Origin of the sequence: Blautia parvula (assembly GCF_020215665.1) — a bacterium.
Lineage (GTDB): Bacteria > Bacillota > Clostridia > Lachnospirales > Lachnospiraceae > Blautia > Blautia celeris.
This window is the reverse complement of sequence record NZ_CP084061.1, coordinates 1,075,425-1,090,562: the sequence shown is the minus strand read 5'-3', so window position 1 is coordinate 1,090,562 and position 15,138 is coordinate 1,075,425. Positions and strand designations below refer to the sequence as shown.

Sequence of the window (15,138 nt, the reverse complement as noted above, 5' to 3'; positions counted from 1 at the left end):
GTGACTACTAAAAACCGGCATTGCTTTAAAAGTGATGCCGGTAACCGTAATCGGAACTATGAATGGAGAACATCCAACCTGGACACTGGTGGCCCATGTGGGAATCATCGGACACGACAGAGTTCCGGTAAGTTTGGCAGCGCCGCACTTTATCAATCAATTTATCAAAGATACGAAGAAACTGTCCATCAACATGGTAGGCATGGTTGAAAAAATAAAAGGTAAAAGTACAGATATTTTATCGATTGTACAAACGGAAGAAGAAATTCGAGAGAGGGTAAAAGATGTTTTTGATAATATCATTGTGGAAAGAACACAGAAATTAATTATTTTTATTGATGAATTAGATCGCTGTAAACCGACATTTGCCATAGAAATGTTAGAAAGGATAAAACATTACTTTGAAGATAACCACACTATATTTGTAGTATCTGTAAATAAAGAACAATTGGTACATACCATATCCAATTATTATGGTAGTGGATTTGATGCTACTAGATATTTGAATAAATTTTTTGATGAAAATGTAAATTTACCAGAAATGAGCAGTTACTCAAAGCGTACTGTTGAATGTGGTAACACTAATACTGAAAAAACATATTGGTTAACAAAGATTGCAGATGAGCTAGGGATGTATTATCATTTATCACTTAGAGATAAACTTATTTATAGAAGTAGCCTTGTATGATTTTATTAGATATTGTTGATGCAAATGAGAAGAAAAAATTTATAGAAGGCAACAGCGATTTTGTAGAAAAGACTTTACCTCAGATTGAAATTTATAAGCAATTTGTTCTTAGAGTTATAGGCGATGGAAGCAGAGACGAACAAGAGAAAAAATTAAAAAGCAAGCTGGAGTCTATAAAAGAATTCAGTTTGCTTTTTATGTACACAGAAATAATGCACAGTACACAATTGTGCTTTCTGCTAAAGCCAGTAAATTCAAGGCATAAGAGGGATAGGCTACATTTTATTATCCCAACTGGTGGTACTCTCTTCCTATGCCTGTGTTGACCTTTATAGACGAACACGATTTAGCCAGGAAGAAGATCGTGCTTTTTTGTTCCCACGGAACTGGAGGACTGGCAAGCAGCGTACAGGACATCACGGCAGAACTACCGGACGACTGTGAGATAGAAGAAAATGTGATTGGCGTATACCGTGACGATATTCCCGGCGCTCAGGCGGAAATACAGGAATGGCTGGGGGAGATCGGATATTAAAAGATTAGAATATGGCAACAGAAAGACTTCAGGATAGAGCAGCCATATACTTATAAACTTTCCTCCAAACTTCCCATATTTTAGTTCGTCAAACTGAAAGTTGTAACACTGTGAACTGTGGTTACTTGATACGTTCAGCAAATATTTCTGCATTTATATTCCATTCACCATCATCTTTTACAGTAACATTTTTCCAATGAAAACGATTATCCTCAATCCTAGTGAAAATCCACTTTCTTTTCTTATCGTTGATGTAGGTAAGCACTATCATGTCATTTTGTTCTCTTGCTTCAAGTCGTATTATTTTTCCGGTATAACCATAAGCGACATCCCATGCGTGTGTGTCGGGATTATAGATACGCAGTGATGTTCCGTACTCATAATCAGGCAGAATAATAACATCTTGAATAGCCATTCCTTCAAGAACCCATGAGAAATACCATTCGCCTTTAATTGAAAGGGAATTGTTACTCTCTATATAGTCTATCGCCCAATTACCGATAAGTTTTCCGAAATAATTAAACTCTTCGGGTAATGCTGTGTTTTTACATTCACTTGTTAATGCTTCAAAAAAATCTTCCATTGTTTATTCCTCCAATTATAAATAATCTTCAGCGATAGTGACCGGCCAATACTGATTTTTGCAAAATATGGCCTTGCATAGCCGCCAGCAAATCTTTTTTTCTGGCAGTGCTTGGTAAATCAAGACGACAATCCAGCGAAAAGACATTAAAGTGATAAATATGTGACCAATTAAATGGTGGCTTAGGCCCCCTATATCGATGTTTGCCATATCCACATCCCTGTATAGCGCCCAAGGAATCAACTTGCTCACCATGCGGAATATTTTCAGGAATCAAAGATATGGCGGGTATATTCCAGATTACCCAATGATTATATGCCGGAATCGGATGCCCCATATCATCCATGATGATTGCGATAGACTCTGCCATTTCACTTAAATCGTCCAATACTAACTCCGGAGATACATCTTCTCCATGTCCAGTATATTTAACAGGAATGAGTCCCCCATCTTCAAAGCATGGGGAGGATACAATTAACTTTTTCATTTGCTATTCCTTCCTAAAACAGACTGCGTTTTATTTTCAATGTTGTCCTTAACCGGGAGATTGAAACCAGCCCGCAAAATTCAATTTGTTGATAACGCAAACTCAACTATTACTACTTCGTTTTTATCAGGATCTTTTAAACGGACTTCGTAAGTTCCCTAATCATATCTAATGGGATCAGATAGTGTGACTCCTTTTTCCTTTAAACATACCATTGTGGCATCGAGATTTTCTGTTTGAAAAACAAATGATTGATATCCAGTTGGCTGCGCATGAATGGCTTTACAATCCCATATACAAAGAGTGGGGGCGTTTTTTATAAAGCCAAGATAAACTCCATTTGAATCATCCACATCAGTCCTGATGAAAGGTATTTCTAATATATCCCTATAGAATACAACAAGTTCTTGTGCTTTCTCCGAAAAAATATTTGGGCATAGTATCCCGTTAACATTTTCCTGCCTCCTCAGTTTTCGTTTGTTTAATCATACAATATTTTAATTTGAATGTATAGCAGTTTGACGCTATCCGGCTTTTGTTGATGGCGTTTTTCTTTATGACCTGGAGACTGCCGAATTCAATCCGCTGAGCAGCAGGACCATTGAGCTGGCGGCAATCAAACTCAGCCAGAGGAACGGCGTATTCCAAAAAGAGGACGATTACATCGGTATTTTCGGTTTCCAAAAGATATCTCGCAACCGGATGAAGCGGTCATGCTGACCGGAGCTGCAAGAGAACAGTTGGAAGCCGAGCGGACAGAAGAGGAGTGCCCGGAAGATGGGTATCTCATCTGACACCGTGGGGAACTTTAAGCTGGATATTGACGCGAGAAGGTAATGAAGGAAACGCTAGCAGACCGCAAAAAAGGATTTACGCAAATCTACGCGACGATAAATGCAAGATTTACTACGATATTCCGGGAAGGGCATGGTATAGGATAGCTGACACAATAGATATGGAATGGCTGGAACAGCAGAGATTTCACATGGGATCTGGTTTCTTGAGAGTGTGAAACTTTTTCTGTAAAATAGGATTTATAAGGTTCTTCTATGATAAAATAAAAATCATAGGAGGGCCTTTTATTATGGCAAGACAAAAGAAACCAGTACACAGAGTACAAATGACGGAAGGAAAGCGCAGCATTATCCATCAGCTTTTGGAAGAATACGATATTCAGACAGCTGAAGACATTCAGGATGCCCTGAAAGATCTTCTTGGCGGAACCATCAAGGAAATGATGGAGGCTGAGCTGGATGATCACCTGGGATATCAAAAATCGGAACGCTCAGACAATGATGATTACCGGAACGGTTACAAACGAAAACGGGTCAACAGTAGTTTCGGTTCCATGGAAATCGATGTGCCGCAAGACCGAAAATCTACCTTTGAACCACAGGTGGTCAAAAAACGCCAGAAAGACATTTCTGATATTGACCAGAAGATCATCTCCATGTATGCGAAGGGAATGACTACCCGGCAGATATCTGAAGCTATTGAAGATATCTACGGATTTGAGACCTCGGAAGGATTTATTTCTGATGTTACAGACAAGATCCTTCCTCAGATCGAAGACTGGCAGAACCGTCCTCTGGATAATGTCTATCCCATCCTTTACATTGACGCCATCCACTATTCTGTCCGTGACAATGGTGTGATCCGCAAGCTTGCCGCCTATGTCATCCTTGGGATCAATACAGAAGGAAAGAAAGAGGTACTGACAATCCATGTGGGAGAGAATGAAAGTTCAAAATACTGGCTGTCTGTTTTAAATGAACTGAAGAACCGGGGGGTAAAAGACATCCTCATCATCTGTGCGGACGGCCTTACGGGAATAAAGGAAGCCATTGCTGCCGCATTCCCCAAAACAGAATATCAGAGATGCATTGTCCATCAGGTAAGAAACACATTAAAATATGTTCCAGATAAAGACAGGAAGGCATTTGCTGCAGATCTAAAGACCATCTACCAGGCAGCTGATGAAAAAAAGGCGCTGGCAGCACTTGACCGGGTAACAGAAAAATGGACGCCCAAATATCCGAATTCCATGAAGCGCTGGAAGGATAACTGGGATGCCATATCCCCAATTTTCAAGTTTTCAGCAATGGTCAGGAAGGTCATATATACGACAAATGCCATTGAATCGCTGAATTCCACTTATCGAAAGCTGAACCGCCAGAGAAGCGTATTTCCAAGCGACACAGCGTTGCTCAAAGCGTTATATTTAGCAACCTTTGAGGCTACAAAGAAATGGACCACAACCATCCGGAACTGGGCTCAGGTGTATGGAGAATTAAGTATCATGTACGAAGGACGGCTTCCGGAGTGATTGAACATGAGCAAATAACAGGCGGATTTACCGCCTGCTGTTGACATGCCTTTTTGTAACTGTTATATATAAAGTAAGGGTGAAAAGCCTATTCTTAAGACTTTTCACCACTCATTATCATAGAAGAATCTTATTTACAGACTTTTCTTCATAGTCTCGGTTTCTTCGTCTAACAGCAACATGAAAGCGCTGTCTTGATTTTTATCCAACGCCTGCTGAACAATATCCAAACCAATTATTTCTGCTTTTGGATATCGTCCAGCAATGGGAAATGCCAAGTATCCCGTCCCTGTTCCTAAGTCAAGAATTTTCATACCGTCGTTTATATTCAGGAAGTGCAGTATTCGTTCAAGATGAGCTTTATCTTGTGTCTGTCTATTATAAAGGGTTCCTTCTTCAAAACTTTCTTCAAAGCCTTTTCTTGTATTTTCGATACTCTTACTAATTTCATATTTTGTTTTTATTTCTTTACTATTCATGCAATACTCCCTTGCATTTTCTGATTTTCTACCCGACAAGCTGAAAGTCATATAATAGATACGATGTATATAATGCACGCAGATAAAAGAGAAACCACAACTCCCAGTATAATTCCCTTTATGCCGCCTTTAACATGGAATAAATAATTTTTGTATTCTTTATCCATATCTTCAGTTCCAGCTATTCTTAATTTTTTGCTATGGCAGAACACGCCAATATCAAGCACAATTACATCAAAGAGATCAATAGCAAGGAATAAGATAAATACATGTAAAAATGCCGCTTGAAAGGTTTTAGCTCCTGAAAAATAGGCCACTGCTGACAAAAGTGTAACACATACAAAAACAGCAATAAGTTTCTTTAATATGTGCTTTTTTTCAGTCCTTTTTATAGAATTTTTATATTCTGGTAAGGACTCCACTCTTTTTCTAATCTCCGGAGGGTAAGACATAATATATTTAACTGGGTCTTTATACTGTGTAGGCAAGACAATTACTGCAAAGATTATACATGAAATCATACATTCTATTACTAAAAGCATAGTCGCCCTCCTCTTCAAATTTTTCAGCTCAAACAACTGAAAGTTGTTGATTCAATCAGTTCTATGCTTAATTGAAAGAAAAGCCTTCTTTTCTCTTTCACACGGGCGCTTTCGTTTAGACTCTGCGTGATATGCTTTACAAGCATCACAATTACCGTGCCGTTCACAACTTTTCTTTTTACACGGACAATCTTCTTTAACCATTATTACCTCCACAAATTCCAATTTTTTCTTCCCGACAAGCTGGGATTGATCAAAATAGCTGAGTGATGGCCCGCCGGGGCTGTGTTTCCTGCAGATCCTTTACCACTTGTCATAATGAATCTTTTCCGGTTCCCAGCGGTCCCGTAATTCCTTCTCCTCTTCGGGCCAGCCGAATGCGATCACCGCGACGGGCTCCAGTTTAGCGGGAAGTTCTAACGCAGCTATCATCCGCTTCCGCCAATCAGAGTTTAACGCCACTCCGCACCAAACGCCTCCCAGCCCAAGGCCATGAATACCGAGCAGGATGTTCTGCGTGGCAGCAGCACAGTCTGCATACAAAAACTCTTTCATTCCCTCTATATTCTTATCACCACAAATGACGATGGCACCAGCGGCAGATTCAAGCATAGCGGCCTGTGAGTTTTGTGAGGCAAGTTCTGCCAGAAGCTGTTTGTTCCTTATAACGATGAAATGGCAGGGGTGCTTATTTTTCGCCGTAGGCGCATACATTCCACAGCAAAGTATTGTCGTAACCATATCGTCCCCGACGGGCCTTGAGGCGAACTTTCGTATGCTTTGCCGCGTTTTGATCGCCGCCAGTACATCCATACCGCTGCTGACAGCAACAGGCTCTTCCCGTTTCTTGCCAGCAGGCTCCAGCTCTTCGGAGGACATGGTGACATGCGCGTTCATGGTCTGTCCTTCAAATCCAAGGGACTTTTGTAACGCCTTATCTAAAACCATAAGAAATTTTCCGCCGCCACGGGATAATAATTTGCTTCGGTACGGGGTGCCGTTGATCGTTCCGCTTACATAGATCGTACCCTTCGGTTTACAAAACCGCTCCCTTGCATCGAACGGGATTTCAAGAAAGGTTCGTCTCCCTATATCATCCTTGTAAATTGGTGATTCAAATATTTCCATGATTTCTCCTTCCATTCCGTCCAAGCCTTTCTGTTACCTAAACCTGCCTATGTACATTTGACCGATAAAAGCATTTGAATATCATCAAACCGCTCACTGCATGTGCCGCGGTTCCTCGATGGTAGGCTCATTTTATTTCTCTAACATTCTTTCATACATATACATCCCTCCGAATTTCAAATTTTCCAGACAGAAAAACCGGGATTTATATCATTTAGCATATCGTGGGTCTAATAATGGTTTTCCGTCTTTATCTACCAGTACAGTAAGCCCTTCAACATTTGTCCAATGAGCCAGTAAGTATTGCACTCCCGTTTCTTTATCAACAACGATTTTAGCTCCTTCTGAAACCCCTTCTTTTTCTGTAAACTCAAATCTTTTATTCATTTAATATTCCTCCAAATTCTAATTTTTTAAGTTCAACAACCCGGGATTTATTTATGAATTACTTTTCTCATACAAGAACCGCAATAATCATGAGGGATTAACTTAAATCCCATTTTTTGATAGAATGTTTCCTTTCCTTTTTCCGCGATTAGCTGTATGCTGGAACGCCCGTTGACTGGTGTTTCATCATCAACATATTTGATTATCATATTGATTATTTGACTTCCCACGCCATTTTTTTGATAGGCAGGATGGACTATAATATCAATAATCATATAATACAGACCATCTCCGATCAATCTTCCCATGCCAACAGTTTGGTCATTTTTAACTGCAATTACTGTATATAAGCTTCTGTCAAGAGCTTTTTGAGCCTGTTGTTCTGAAAAATTTAACCAATCGACGCTTTTTCTTAACCTATAATAATCTTCGTAGCATAGCATATTTTCTTTGTATTCCATGTATTACTCCCAAATTCTATTTTTTCGGCTTGGTAAACTGGGATACTTACTCTGAAAAAGTATTTGTACAATAGTACCCTGTTATCATTTTCTTGCCTCCTCAGTTTCCATTTGTTTCATCATACAGTATTTTAATGTGATTGTATAGCAGTTTGGCGCTATCCAGCTTATGCCGATGGCTTTTTTCTTTATTCCATATATTCATCATCCGGCATATTTAGTATGAAACAAAAAAGACGATGGGAGGTAAACAAGATGAATCACGCAAAGCAGATAGGGAAACCATTGTTTGTCCTGATGTCTCTCATAAAGGATGACGACAGCAGAAGTATTTATTGTGATGGATTTGTTTTGGAATAAGGAAGACGCAAGAAAAGAAATGCGCAAACAGTACAGAGGAGTAATGAAAAAAGTTTCAGAGGATCATGGTAAGCTCCCGCAGGGCTATGTCAATACCTGGGACACGGGCGCATCTATTTGTACCGATACTTGTTCGGCAGATGAATATGAGTGCAAAATCTCAGAGCGGCGGATCATTGTGCAGGCCCGCCGTTGATATTTATGAGGGTGCCGGATTAAGCGTGTTCAATAACGGACAAAAAATCCTGACAGAATTGGATTTTGTCAGCATGGACAGCAACGACTCCAATCAAAGTTCGCTGGAACAGCAGAGATTTCACATGGGATCTGCTTTTTTCGTCTAACAGGAACATGAAAGCGCCGTCAGACAGCGTGTCTAAAATCTCCAGATCCTCTATTCCGATTTGACAATCAGAGACTATGAAGAAAAGTCTGTAAATAAGATTCTTCTATGATAATGAGTGGTGAAAAGTCTTAAGAATAGGCTTTTCACCCTTACTTTATATATAACAGTTACAAAAAGGCATGTCAACAGCAGGCGGTAAATCCGCCTGTTATTTGCTCATGTTCAATCACTCCGGAAGCCGTCCTTCGTACATGATACTTAATTCTCCATACACCTGAGCCCAGTTCCGGATGGTTGTGGTCCATTTCTTTGTAGCCTCAAAGGTTGCTAAATATAACGCTTTGAGCAACGCTGTGTCGCTTGGAAATACGCTTCTCTGGCGGTTCAGCTTTCGATAAGTGGAATTCAGCGATTCAATGGCATTTGTCGTATATATGACCTTCCTGACCATTGCTGAAAACTTGAAAATTGGGGATATGGCATCCCAGTTATCCTTCCAGCGCTTCATGGAATTCGGATATTTGGGCGTCCATTTTTCTGTTACCCGGTCAAGTGCTGCCAGCGCCTTTTTTTCATCAGCTGCCTGGTAGATGGTCTTTAGATCTGCAGCAAATGCCTTCCTGTCTTTATCTGGAACATATTTTAATGTGTTTCTTACCTGATGGACAATGCATCTCTGATATTCTGTTTTGGGGAATGCGGCAGCAATGGCTTCCTTTATTCCCGTAAGGCCGTCCGCACAGATGATGAGGATGTCTTTTACCCCCCGGTTCTTCAGTTCATTTAAAACAGACAGCCAGTATTTTGAACTTTCATTCTCTCCCACATGGATTGTCAGTACCTCTTTCTTTCCTTCTGTATTGATCCCAAGGATGACATAGGCGGCAAGCTTGCGGATCACACCATTGTCACGGACAGAATAGTGGATGGCGTCAATGTAAAGGATGGGATAGACATTATCCAGAGGACGGTTCTGCCAGTCTTCGATCTGAGGAAGGATCTTGTCTGTAACATCAGAAATAAATCCTTCCGAGGTCTCAAATCCGTAGATATCTTCAATAGCTTCAGATATCTGCCGGGTAGTCATTCCCTTCGCATACATGGAGATGATCTTCTGGTCAATATCAGAAATGTCTTTCTGGCGTTTTTTGACCACCTGTGGTTCAAAGGTAGATTTTCGGTCTTGCGGCACATCGATTTCCATGGAACCGAAACTACTGTTGACCCGTTTTCGTTTGTAACCGTTCCGGTAATCATCATTGTCTGAGCGTTCCGATTTTTGATATCCCAGGTGATCATCCAGCTCAGCCTCCATCATTTCCTTGATGGTTCCGCCAAGAAGATCTTTCAGGGCATCCTGAATGTCTTCAGCTGTCTGAATATCGTATTCTTCCAAAAGCTGATGGATAATGCTGCGCTTTCCTTCCGTCATTTGTACTCTGTGTACTGGTTTCTTTTGTCTTGCCATAATAAAAGGCCCTCCTATGATTTTTATTTTATCATAGAAGAACCTTATAAATCCTATTTTACAGAAAAAGTTTCACACTCTCGACAATCAACAATTTCATTATATCTTCCAAATGCTCTTTGCATTTCACACGATAATGTATCCATCCGCCATCGCCGCAGGGATATTTATGATCCATATATTCCTGCGTGTATTTTTGCATATTTCCATAGACCGAAGCAAACTGCCGGTCAGAAAGCCGGACCATTACTGTAAAAGCATTATCTTCCGGAAAAATATTGCAGAGCAGCTTTTTCTTTGATCTGTGAGCAATTCCCCATCCATAATGATTGCCATAGGGGAAAACCGTTTCCTGCAAAGTGCAATATTGATTTGATAACCACTGATTCAGCATTGTAAATAATTCGGCGTTTACTCCACAATACGATGTCATTTCCTCAATGGTCGGCACAACTTGCTTATTTAACATTCTTTCATACATACGATTTCTCCTTTAGGTTAGAATACAAGAGCGGCCTATCACAAGGAGGACCCCCGTCGGCACGGTCAGAGTCTACCTGACCGAATTTCAACGAACAGCGATACAATTTGATGTATCTTCATAATATTTCCTCATTAATCACAACAGCCCTTGCATCCACTGTTGATGTTCTCTTATGCATAATGGAGATATATTCATTAGATCCAAAACATTTATCCAATGCTTCCTTATTAGGGAAACGAATTAGAATCACTCTATTTGGTGTTCTGCTTTCTGAGAGTGCCATTACATTTTCACTTCTAACAAGATACTTACCGCCATAAGCTTCTACGATTGGTTTTACCATTGCAATATATTCATCATATTCATTACGTTCATTATCTTTATTAAAATATACATCAACACAAAAATAACATGCCATTTCAAGTCCTCCAAATTACTATTTGATGATACACCTTATCCCAAAAGGCTGCATTAGTGCAGTTCAACAAACTGGGAATTGCTTATTTTTCTTTCTACCAATAGCATTAAGTTAAAAAAATGAGATTTGTCTGATTTTAGTTGATCACTTTGCGTCGAATGGCAAAGATAATGTCAATCGTCGGCTGCCTTTCCGTGCTTCTTTCTGTGTGATACTCATATTCCAAATTCAATGCTTCAAAGGAACTTTTTGGTAACCATTTTGTATAGAAATATTGTTTTGCCTCTCCGATAGAAGCCCCCCACAAAAAGCCCAATTTAGGCTTTACTGTGATTTTGGCGTACTCGCAGGCTGAGAGGATGCAGCTTTCTAAACCGCTTTTGTCAATCATACTGCCAATAAATAATTCAAAATCGCGGCTTTGCTCATTGTAATTTCTGGACAGGACAAAATAGGGTAACACCTTTCCCTCCGGCATGGAAACCACGGCATGATACTGTTTAGACAGAGCCTTTATATCTCTGGAAATAGTTTTATCATTTGACTTTTGCCACAATCCGTATATTGTTTGCTGGTCGATATATTCTAGCTTCACTTCTAATCCTGACATTATTATTTTTTCCTCCAAATTCAAGTTTGTCGGAGTGTCTTCACCACCGAACGAGACATTGATAACACCGCTTTGAACAATTTTATGTATCAATAAGCTCTGCGCTGAACATATAAGCAGTGCTGCCTTTGTCGTATCCATTTTTAAATACTTCTGCTGTCCAATATTTATCCGGATACGGAATCGTTATTCCCTGGCTGAGCATAATGTTTCTGGTGACGTCGTACATGGCACTGATGTCATATCCTTCCGTTTTGTGCATAGCTTCATAATCTCCCGAGAATTCCGCATAGGCAAATTGAGAAATATATGGAATACCTGCCCTGCCATCATGATATGGCAGAAAATCAAATGAGAGAAATCCTTTTGGCACAGGGGTGTCTGCCCTCATAAACCGTCCCCAAAAAAGATGTGCGGGCTCCACATCGATAGACAAGCCCTCATGATGCGAGAGCAGAATATCATAGTCAAAACCTGACGGATCACCATTCATGGCATCCAGTACACGAAAACGCTCCCCCTGCAATTCGCTGTCGGTCAAATCGTCGTCTTCCCATCCGATGAACCGCATACCGGGCATTTCTTTATATTCATAGTTTACTACTTTGAAGCCGTTCTGCTGTCGCTTTACTTTATCCGGCATAAACAGCGCCCATTGCACCTCCGCGTCACATTCTTTCAGATAATTGATAAAGCCGTATATGTCCGCATGATCCGTGCCGGTGGGGCCTGTTATGCTTCCTGCAATCTGCTCTCTGATGCCGCGCTGTTTCATAAGGGAAAAATCATCCAATACTTGTGCCACAACTTTCTGCAGCCGCTCGTCTGGAACCTGTCCTGACAACTGATCATTAAATTGATCCAGGGCTTTGAATACCGCTTCGTTGACCACCCCTGCAGGTCTTAATTCCGACAAGTATCGGCGGAGCTGTTTGTTCTGTTCTGAAAACCGCGCGAATACACCCTGCATCAAAATCTGTTCGTTTTCATTGAGCTTATCTTCGCACCATTCAATATCATCCAGCAGCCATTCCGTCAACGCATCAAAAACACCTGGGTTTTTCCCTCTCGCTGTTATCGCCCAATGAACGAGTTCTTGATACTTCTCTGCATCGGTCAGCGTTTTAATTGTTTGTTCGTCAAGATTATTCCAACAAAATTCATCAATCTGTTGATAAGCCCTGTTGAATCCACCACGGATTGAAATATTAATAGAGAGAGGATGAAAAAATCGAAGCACAGCGCCGGATGTTTTGACATCTGAAGGTGAAATGCTGTGAAAACGCAAAAACGCCTTAGAAAAGCTCTCAGAAGTGTCATAACGGTATTTCTGCGCTATGTCAGCAACTTTATTGTCCGTAAGCAGCAGATCCTGCCCGGCCAGGCTTAAGCGGCGGTTTCGGATATATTCGCCAATCGTCACACCTGTCACCATATGAAACACCCGCTGAAAATTAGACTTTGAAGCGAATACATAATTTGATATCTGCTCAATGCTTAATTCTTCCATTAAATGTGTTTCCATATAATCGATCGATTCGTTGATGCGCTGTAACCAGTCCATGTGTTCACCTCGATTCCATAAAAATTGCAATGAAACTAATAGGATATAATGTTTCTATTATACCATTTTCATAAATCATTTGCCATGTCAGAAAATGCTTGCGTTTGTCATCCCACATTTGAAGTAATGATCTTAAGTTTTACCCCGGGACATGATGAGGCCGAACAACTGAAAGAACGGTATACCGCAGAGGTACAGGGGAAATTCATTGAGCGGATTGAAAGCAAACCGGAAAGACATGCCGCATAAGAATGCCCCGGATAGTGTGGAAAAGAAGCGGGAGCCGGAAAACAGCAGCGCCTATACATCTGAACTGATATATAGTATAATAAGGCAAGTTTAAAAGTGTGGTGTTAGGAGGGGGCAGTGGATGGAACAGAGCCTATCATTTCCAGTATCGAAATTGGATACAGCATATTCAAATCGGCCTGGGGGAATGGATTTTATTCAGATGGTTCTTTGTCGGATCAAAAATGGCCGGCATACTCCGGAAAGAATGGAATTATAGAACCCCAGTATGGTAAACTGAAAAATTTAAATTTACGGAGGAAACGGAATATGTGGATATGCCCCAAATGCGGGAGAGAATTTAAAAGAATAAATCAAGGTCATTACTGCGGGAAAGCACCCAAAACAGTATTAGAATATATAGATTCGCAGCCCATAGAAACACACCCCCACTTAACAGAACTGATGATTATATTACAAAACAGTGTTCCATGTGTAAATGAACGTATATTATGGAGTATGCCATATTATGAGAAAGAAGGAAAATCCATCTCATTTTCTGCTTGTAAAAAGCACATCAGTTTCTATGTAGGGGTTGAAGCTATTGGAAAGTTTGCATTGGAGTTAAACGAATTTGTCACTAAGAAAAATGCAATATATTTTCCTTATGATAAAGCATTACCTACAAAATTGATTGAAAATATTGTGAAATGGTGTTTAAGCTGACTTGTTTATTTTAGTTTGCGGGGGTATCAAATTGGTATGGCGGGTATTACTCGAAATCCGGCAAGAGGCTGTACAATGCAGCAGCTGTCCGTGGTGACCTGGCATTGAAGGCAGCAGGAATGGCTGTTCCGGTAAGAATATGGGAATATGCGGAGCGTCTATGAACCTGCAGACAAAAGAAGAAATCTTCTCAGCTATGGTAGTGTATGGGTTTCTAACCTATAAAGATGGGAGTCTGACCGCATGCTCCGGGCTACATTAGCAGAGGATACGGAAACGATGTCGGAAATCCTGGAACTGAACCATGATACAGAAGTGCCGCTTCTCAGTTACAATAATGAAGCAGAATTGACTGCGGTAGTAAACCTTGTATACTTCGCAGCCAGAGATATAATTGCTAAGTATACAGCAGAAGCAATGGATGCTGAGCTTTATGAAATCATACCTGAACAGCCATACACCAATTCCAATCTTGATTACAATGACAGAAACAGCCGATTTTCTATTAAAATGAATGATAATCTGCCCGCTCTGCAATCAGAGGGACAGTTGCCGACATGGAAAGCTATGATATCGTGTTCATCGGGTATCCTAAAATGTAGTATTGTTTTTACTGATGTATAGCGTGTATAGTGTTATAATTATATAAGTATTTGTTACAGCATACACAGATTATATAAAAATATGTGTATCGCGTTTATATAGATGAGACAGTGTAAGAATTGCTGAAATGGGAACGCAAATAGTAAGTTTATCATATGAAATAGGAGAAATAGAACTATGAGTGAAATATTAGTAGCGTATTTTTCAGCAACAGGAATAACAGAGAAACTGGCTAAGAAGATTGCGAACGTAGTAGATGGGGATTTACATGAAATTCATCCGGAGATACCATATTCCGCTGCAGATCTTGACTGGATGAATAAAAATAGCCGGAGCAGTGTAGAGATGAATGATAAGTTATTCCGACCGGCGATAGCGAATAAACTGGAGAGTACAGAAAATATCAAAATTCTGATTCTCGCTTTTCCCATCTGATGGTACATAGCTCCGACAATCATCAATACATTCTTGGAACAATATAATTGGAATGACAAGATTATTATTCCGGTGGCAACATCCGGAAGCAGTGGTATGGGTAATACCAACGCTGAATTGGAGTCCTCCTGTCCGGGTGCGTTACTAAGGATGGCAAGAGATTTGATGTAAATGTGAGTGAAAAAGAAATAAAAGCATGGTTTGAAAGTCTAAAAGTTTAGAAATGCCAGCAGCTCTTTAAAGTGATAAATAGACCTTAAATGTAGAAAAGACTTATTTG

At 40.3% G+C, this 15,138-nt stretch carries 19 protein-coding genes and 1 pseudogene; 8 read left to right on the top strand and 12 right to left on the bottom strand.

Going from position 1 to position 15,138, the window contains the following annotated elements:
- Window positions 1–97: 97 nt before the first annotated feature.
- From LC508_RS05220 to LC508_RS05210, 3 genes are read left to right on the top strand one after another with little or no spacing between them, the layout of a single operon-like run.
- Window positions 98–688, top strand: coding sequence for a P-loop NTPase fold protein (locus LC508_RS05220; protein ID WP_225305325.1), 591 nt, complete (start codon window positions 98–100; stop codon window positions 686–688).
- Window positions 685–1,014 (top strand): hypothetical protein, encoded by a 330-nt coding sequence (locus tag LC508_RS05215; RefSeq protein ID WP_033139792.1) that lies wholly within the window; start codon window positions 685–687, stop codon window positions 1,012–1,014. The genes LC508_RS05220 and LC508_RS05215 overlap by 4 nt, the downstream gene beginning before the upstream one ends.
- Complete coding sequence (locus LC508_RS05210; protein ID WP_081960136.1) at window positions 1,002–1,223, top strand: NADPH-dependent FMN reductase family protein; 222 nt, start codon at window positions 1,002–1,004, stop codon at window positions 1,221–1,223. The genes LC508_RS05215 and LC508_RS05210 overlap by 13 nt, the downstream gene beginning before the upstream one ends.
- Before the next feature lie 121 nt (window positions 1,224–1,344).
- Here LC508_RS05210 and LC508_RS05205 read toward each other — a convergent pair whose 3' ends face one another.
- Window positions 1,345–1,806 (bottom strand): hypothetical protein, encoded by a 462-nt coding sequence (locus LC508_RS05205; protein ID WP_054353642.1) that lies wholly within the window; start codon window positions 1,804–1,806, stop codon window positions 1,345–1,347.
- Window positions 1,807–1,834: 28 nt separating this feature from the next.
- Window positions 1,835–2,293, bottom strand: coding sequence for a YbhB/YbcL family Raf kinase inhibitor-like protein (locus LC508_RS05200; RefSeq protein ID WP_033139790.1), 459 nt, complete (start codon window positions 2,291–2,293; stop codon window positions 1,835–1,837).
- 1,084 nt (window positions 2,294–3,377) lie between these two features.
- Here LC508_RS05200 and LC508_RS05195 point away from each other — a divergent pair.
- Entirely contained in the window at window positions 3,378–4,619 is a 1,242-nt protein-coding gene (locus LC508_RS05195; RefSeq protein ID WP_225305313.1) for an IS256 family transposase, read from the top strand.
- A 134-nt stretch (window positions 4,620–4,753) separates the two neighbouring features.
- On the opposite strand, the gene LC508_RS05190 is transcribed toward LC508_RS05195, so the two are convergent.
- The 5 genes from LC508_RS05190 to LC508_RS05170 all read right to left on the bottom strand — a co-directional run bounded on the left by LC508_RS05190 (window position 4,754) and on the right by LC508_RS05170 (window position 7,616).
- Window positions 4,754–5,098 carry a class I SAM-dependent methyltransferase gene (locus LC508_RS05190; protein ID WP_118594232.1) on the bottom strand — a complete coding sequence of 115 codons (345 nt, stop codon included), beginning with the start codon at window positions 5,096–5,098 and terminating at the stop codon, window positions 4,754–4,756.
- 47 nt (window positions 5,099–5,145) lie between these two features.
- A complete protein-coding gene (locus tag LC508_RS05185; RefSeq protein WP_033139789.1) occupies window positions 5,146–5,640 on the bottom strand; it encodes a hypothetical protein in 495 nt (164 codons plus the stop codon).
- A gap of 303 nt (window positions 5,641–5,943) precedes the next feature.
- Window positions 5,944–6,768 carry a nitroreductase family protein gene (locus LC508_RS05180; protein ID WP_103733208.1) on the bottom strand — a complete coding sequence of 275 codons (825 nt, stop codon included), beginning with the start codon at window positions 6,766–6,768 and terminating at the stop codon, window positions 5,944–5,946.
- 210 nt (window positions 6,769–6,978) lie between these two features.
- Window positions 6,979–7,155, bottom strand: a complete 177-nt coding sequence (locus tag LC508_RS05175; protein ID WP_186971213.1) for a DUF6440 family protein — start codon at window positions 7,153–7,155, stop codon at window positions 6,979–6,981.
- A 47-nt stretch (window positions 7,156–7,202) separates the two neighbouring features.
- Complete coding sequence (locus LC508_RS05170; RefSeq protein WP_054353835.1) at window positions 7,203–7,616, bottom strand: GNAT family N-acetyltransferase; 414 nt, start codon at window positions 7,614–7,616, stop codon at window positions 7,203–7,205.
- Window positions 7,617–8,122: 506 nt separating this feature from the next.
- Here LC508_RS05170 and LC508_RS05165 point away from each other — a divergent pair.
- Window positions 8,123–8,320, top strand: coding sequence for a hypothetical protein (locus tag LC508_RS05165; protein WP_146051841.1), 198 nt, complete (start codon window positions 8,123–8,125; stop codon window positions 8,318–8,320).
- Window positions 8,321–8,548: 228 nt separating this feature from the next.
- On the opposite strand, the gene LC508_RS05160 is transcribed toward LC508_RS05165, so the two are convergent.
- The 5 genes from LC508_RS05160 to LC508_RS05140 form a co-directional block, all read right to left on the bottom strand.
- Window positions 8,549–9,790 carry an IS256 family transposase gene (locus LC508_RS05160; RefSeq protein WP_225305313.1) on the bottom strand — a complete coding sequence of 414 codons (1,242 nt, stop codon included), beginning with the start codon at window positions 9,788–9,790 and terminating at the stop codon, window positions 8,549–8,551.
- A 58-nt stretch (window positions 9,791–9,848) separates the two neighbouring features.
- Window positions 9,849–10,271 carry a DUF3788 domain-containing protein gene (locus LC508_RS05155; RefSeq protein ID WP_103732952.1) on the bottom strand — a complete coding sequence of 141 codons (423 nt, stop codon included), beginning with the start codon at window positions 10,269–10,271 and terminating at the stop codon, window positions 9,849–9,851.
- A gap of 118 nt (window positions 10,272–10,389) precedes the next feature.
- Window positions 10,390–10,692, bottom strand: coding sequence for a DUF1330 domain-containing protein (locus LC508_RS05150; protein ID WP_054353421.1), 303 nt, complete (start codon window positions 10,690–10,692; stop codon window positions 10,390–10,392).
- Between the two features lie 136 nt (window positions 10,693–10,828).
- Complete coding sequence (locus LC508_RS05145) at window positions 10,829–11,443, bottom strand: GyrI-like domain-containing protein (RefSeq protein WP_225305324.1); 615 nt, start codon at window positions 11,441–11,443, stop codon at window positions 10,829–10,831.
- Complete coding sequence (locus tag LC508_RS05140) at window positions 11,385–12,866, bottom strand: helix-turn-helix transcriptional regulator (RefSeq protein WP_103732951.1); 1,482 nt, start codon at window positions 12,864–12,866, stop codon at window positions 11,385–11,387. The genes LC508_RS05145 and LC508_RS05140 overlap by 59 nt, the downstream gene beginning before the upstream one ends.
- 366 nt (window positions 12,867–13,232) lie before the next feature.
- On the opposite strand from LC508_RS05140, the gene LC508_RS05135 reads away from it, so the two are divergent.
- The 3 genes and pseudogenes from LC508_RS05135 (at window position 13,233) to LC508_RS05125 (ending at window position 15,029) form a co-directional block, all read left to right on the top strand.
- Window positions 13,233–13,820: an iron chaperone gene (locus tag LC508_RS05135; RefSeq protein WP_225305323.1), complete on the top strand. Its 588-nt coding sequence runs from the start codon at window positions 13,233–13,235 to the stop codon at window positions 13,818–13,820.
- A 243-nt stretch (window positions 13,821–14,063) separates the two neighbouring features.
- Window positions 14,064–14,444: a flavodoxin gene (locus LC508_RS05130; RefSeq protein ID WP_054353424.1), complete on the top strand. Its 381-nt coding sequence runs from the start codon at window positions 14,064–14,066 to the stop codon at window positions 14,442–14,444.
- Window positions 14,445–14,600: 156 nt separating this feature from the next.
- Window positions 14,601–15,029: pseudogene (locus tag LC508_RS05125) on the top strand (flavodoxin).
- Window positions 15,030–15,138: the final 109 nt, after the last annotated feature.

What these genes read in the sequence shown, in the direction of transcription:
- LC508_RS05175 (WP_186971213.1), bottom strand. Translation starts at nt 7,155, where the DNA reads ATGAATAAAAGATTTGAGTTTACAGAAAAAGAAGGGGTTTCAGAAGGA.
- LC508_RS05150 (WP_054353421.1), bottom strand. Translation starts at nt 10,692, where the DNA reads ATGGCATGTTATTTTTGTGTTGATGTATATTTTAATAAAGATAATGAA.
- LC508_RS05185 (WP_033139789.1), bottom strand. Translation starts at nt 5,640, where the DNA reads ATGCTTTTAGTAATAGAATGTATGATTTCATGTATAATCTTTGCAGTA.
- LC508_RS05205 (WP_054353642.1), bottom strand. Translation starts at nt 1,806, where the DNA reads ATGGAAGATTTTTTTGAAGCATTAACAAGTGAATGTAAAAACACAGCA.
- LC508_RS05155 (WP_103732952.1), bottom strand. Translation starts at nt 10,271, where the DNA reads ATGTATGAAAGAATGTTAAATAAGCAAGTTGTGCCGACCATTGAGGAA.
- LC508_RS05140 (WP_103732951.1), bottom strand. Translation starts at nt 12,866, where the DNA reads ATGGACTGGTTACAGCGCATCAACGAATCGATCGATTATATGGAAACA.
- LC508_RS05215 (WP_033139792.1), top strand. Translation starts at nt 685, where the DNA reads ATGATTTTATTAGATATTGTTGATGCAAATGAGAAGAAAAAATTTATA.
- LC508_RS05180 (WP_103733208.1), bottom strand. Translation starts at nt 6,768, where the DNA reads ATGGAAATATTTGAATCACCAATTTACAAGGATGATATAGGGAGACGA.
- LC508_RS05165 (WP_146051841.1), top strand. Translation starts at nt 8,123, where the DNA reads ATGAGTGCAAAATCTCAGAGCGGCGGATCATTGTGCAGGCCCGCCGTT.
- LC508_RS05190 (WP_118594232.1), bottom strand. Translation starts at nt 5,098, where the DNA reads ATGAATAGTAAAGAAATAAAAACAAAATATGAAATTAGTAAGAGTATC.
- LC508_RS05195 (WP_225305313.1), top strand. Translation starts at nt 3,378, where the DNA reads ATGGCAAGACAAAAGAAACCAGTACACAGAGTACAAATGACGGAAGGA.
- LC508_RS05145 (WP_225305324.1), bottom strand. Translation starts at nt 11,443, where the DNA reads ATGGATACGACAAAGGCAGCACTGCTTATATGTTCAGCGCAGAGCTTA.
- LC508_RS05130 (WP_054353424.1), top strand. Translation starts at nt 14,064, where the DNA reads ATGCTCCGGGCTACATTAGCAGAGGATACGGAAACGATGTCGGAAATC.
- LC508_RS05210 (WP_081960136.1), top strand. Translation starts at nt 1,002, where the DNA reads ATGCCTGTGTTGACCTTTATAGACGAACACGATTTAGCCAGGAAGAAG.
- LC508_RS05160 (WP_225305313.1), bottom strand. Translation starts at nt 9,790, where the DNA reads ATGGCAAGACAAAAGAAACCAGTACACAGAGTACAAATGACGGAAGGA.
- LC508_RS05200 (WP_033139790.1), bottom strand. Translation starts at nt 2,293, where the DNA reads ATGAAAAAGTTAATTGTATCCTCCCCATGCTTTGAAGATGGGGGACTC.
- LC508_RS05170 (WP_054353835.1), bottom strand. Translation starts at nt 7,616, where the DNA reads ATGGAATACAAAGAAAATATGCTATGCTACGAAGATTATTATAGGTTA.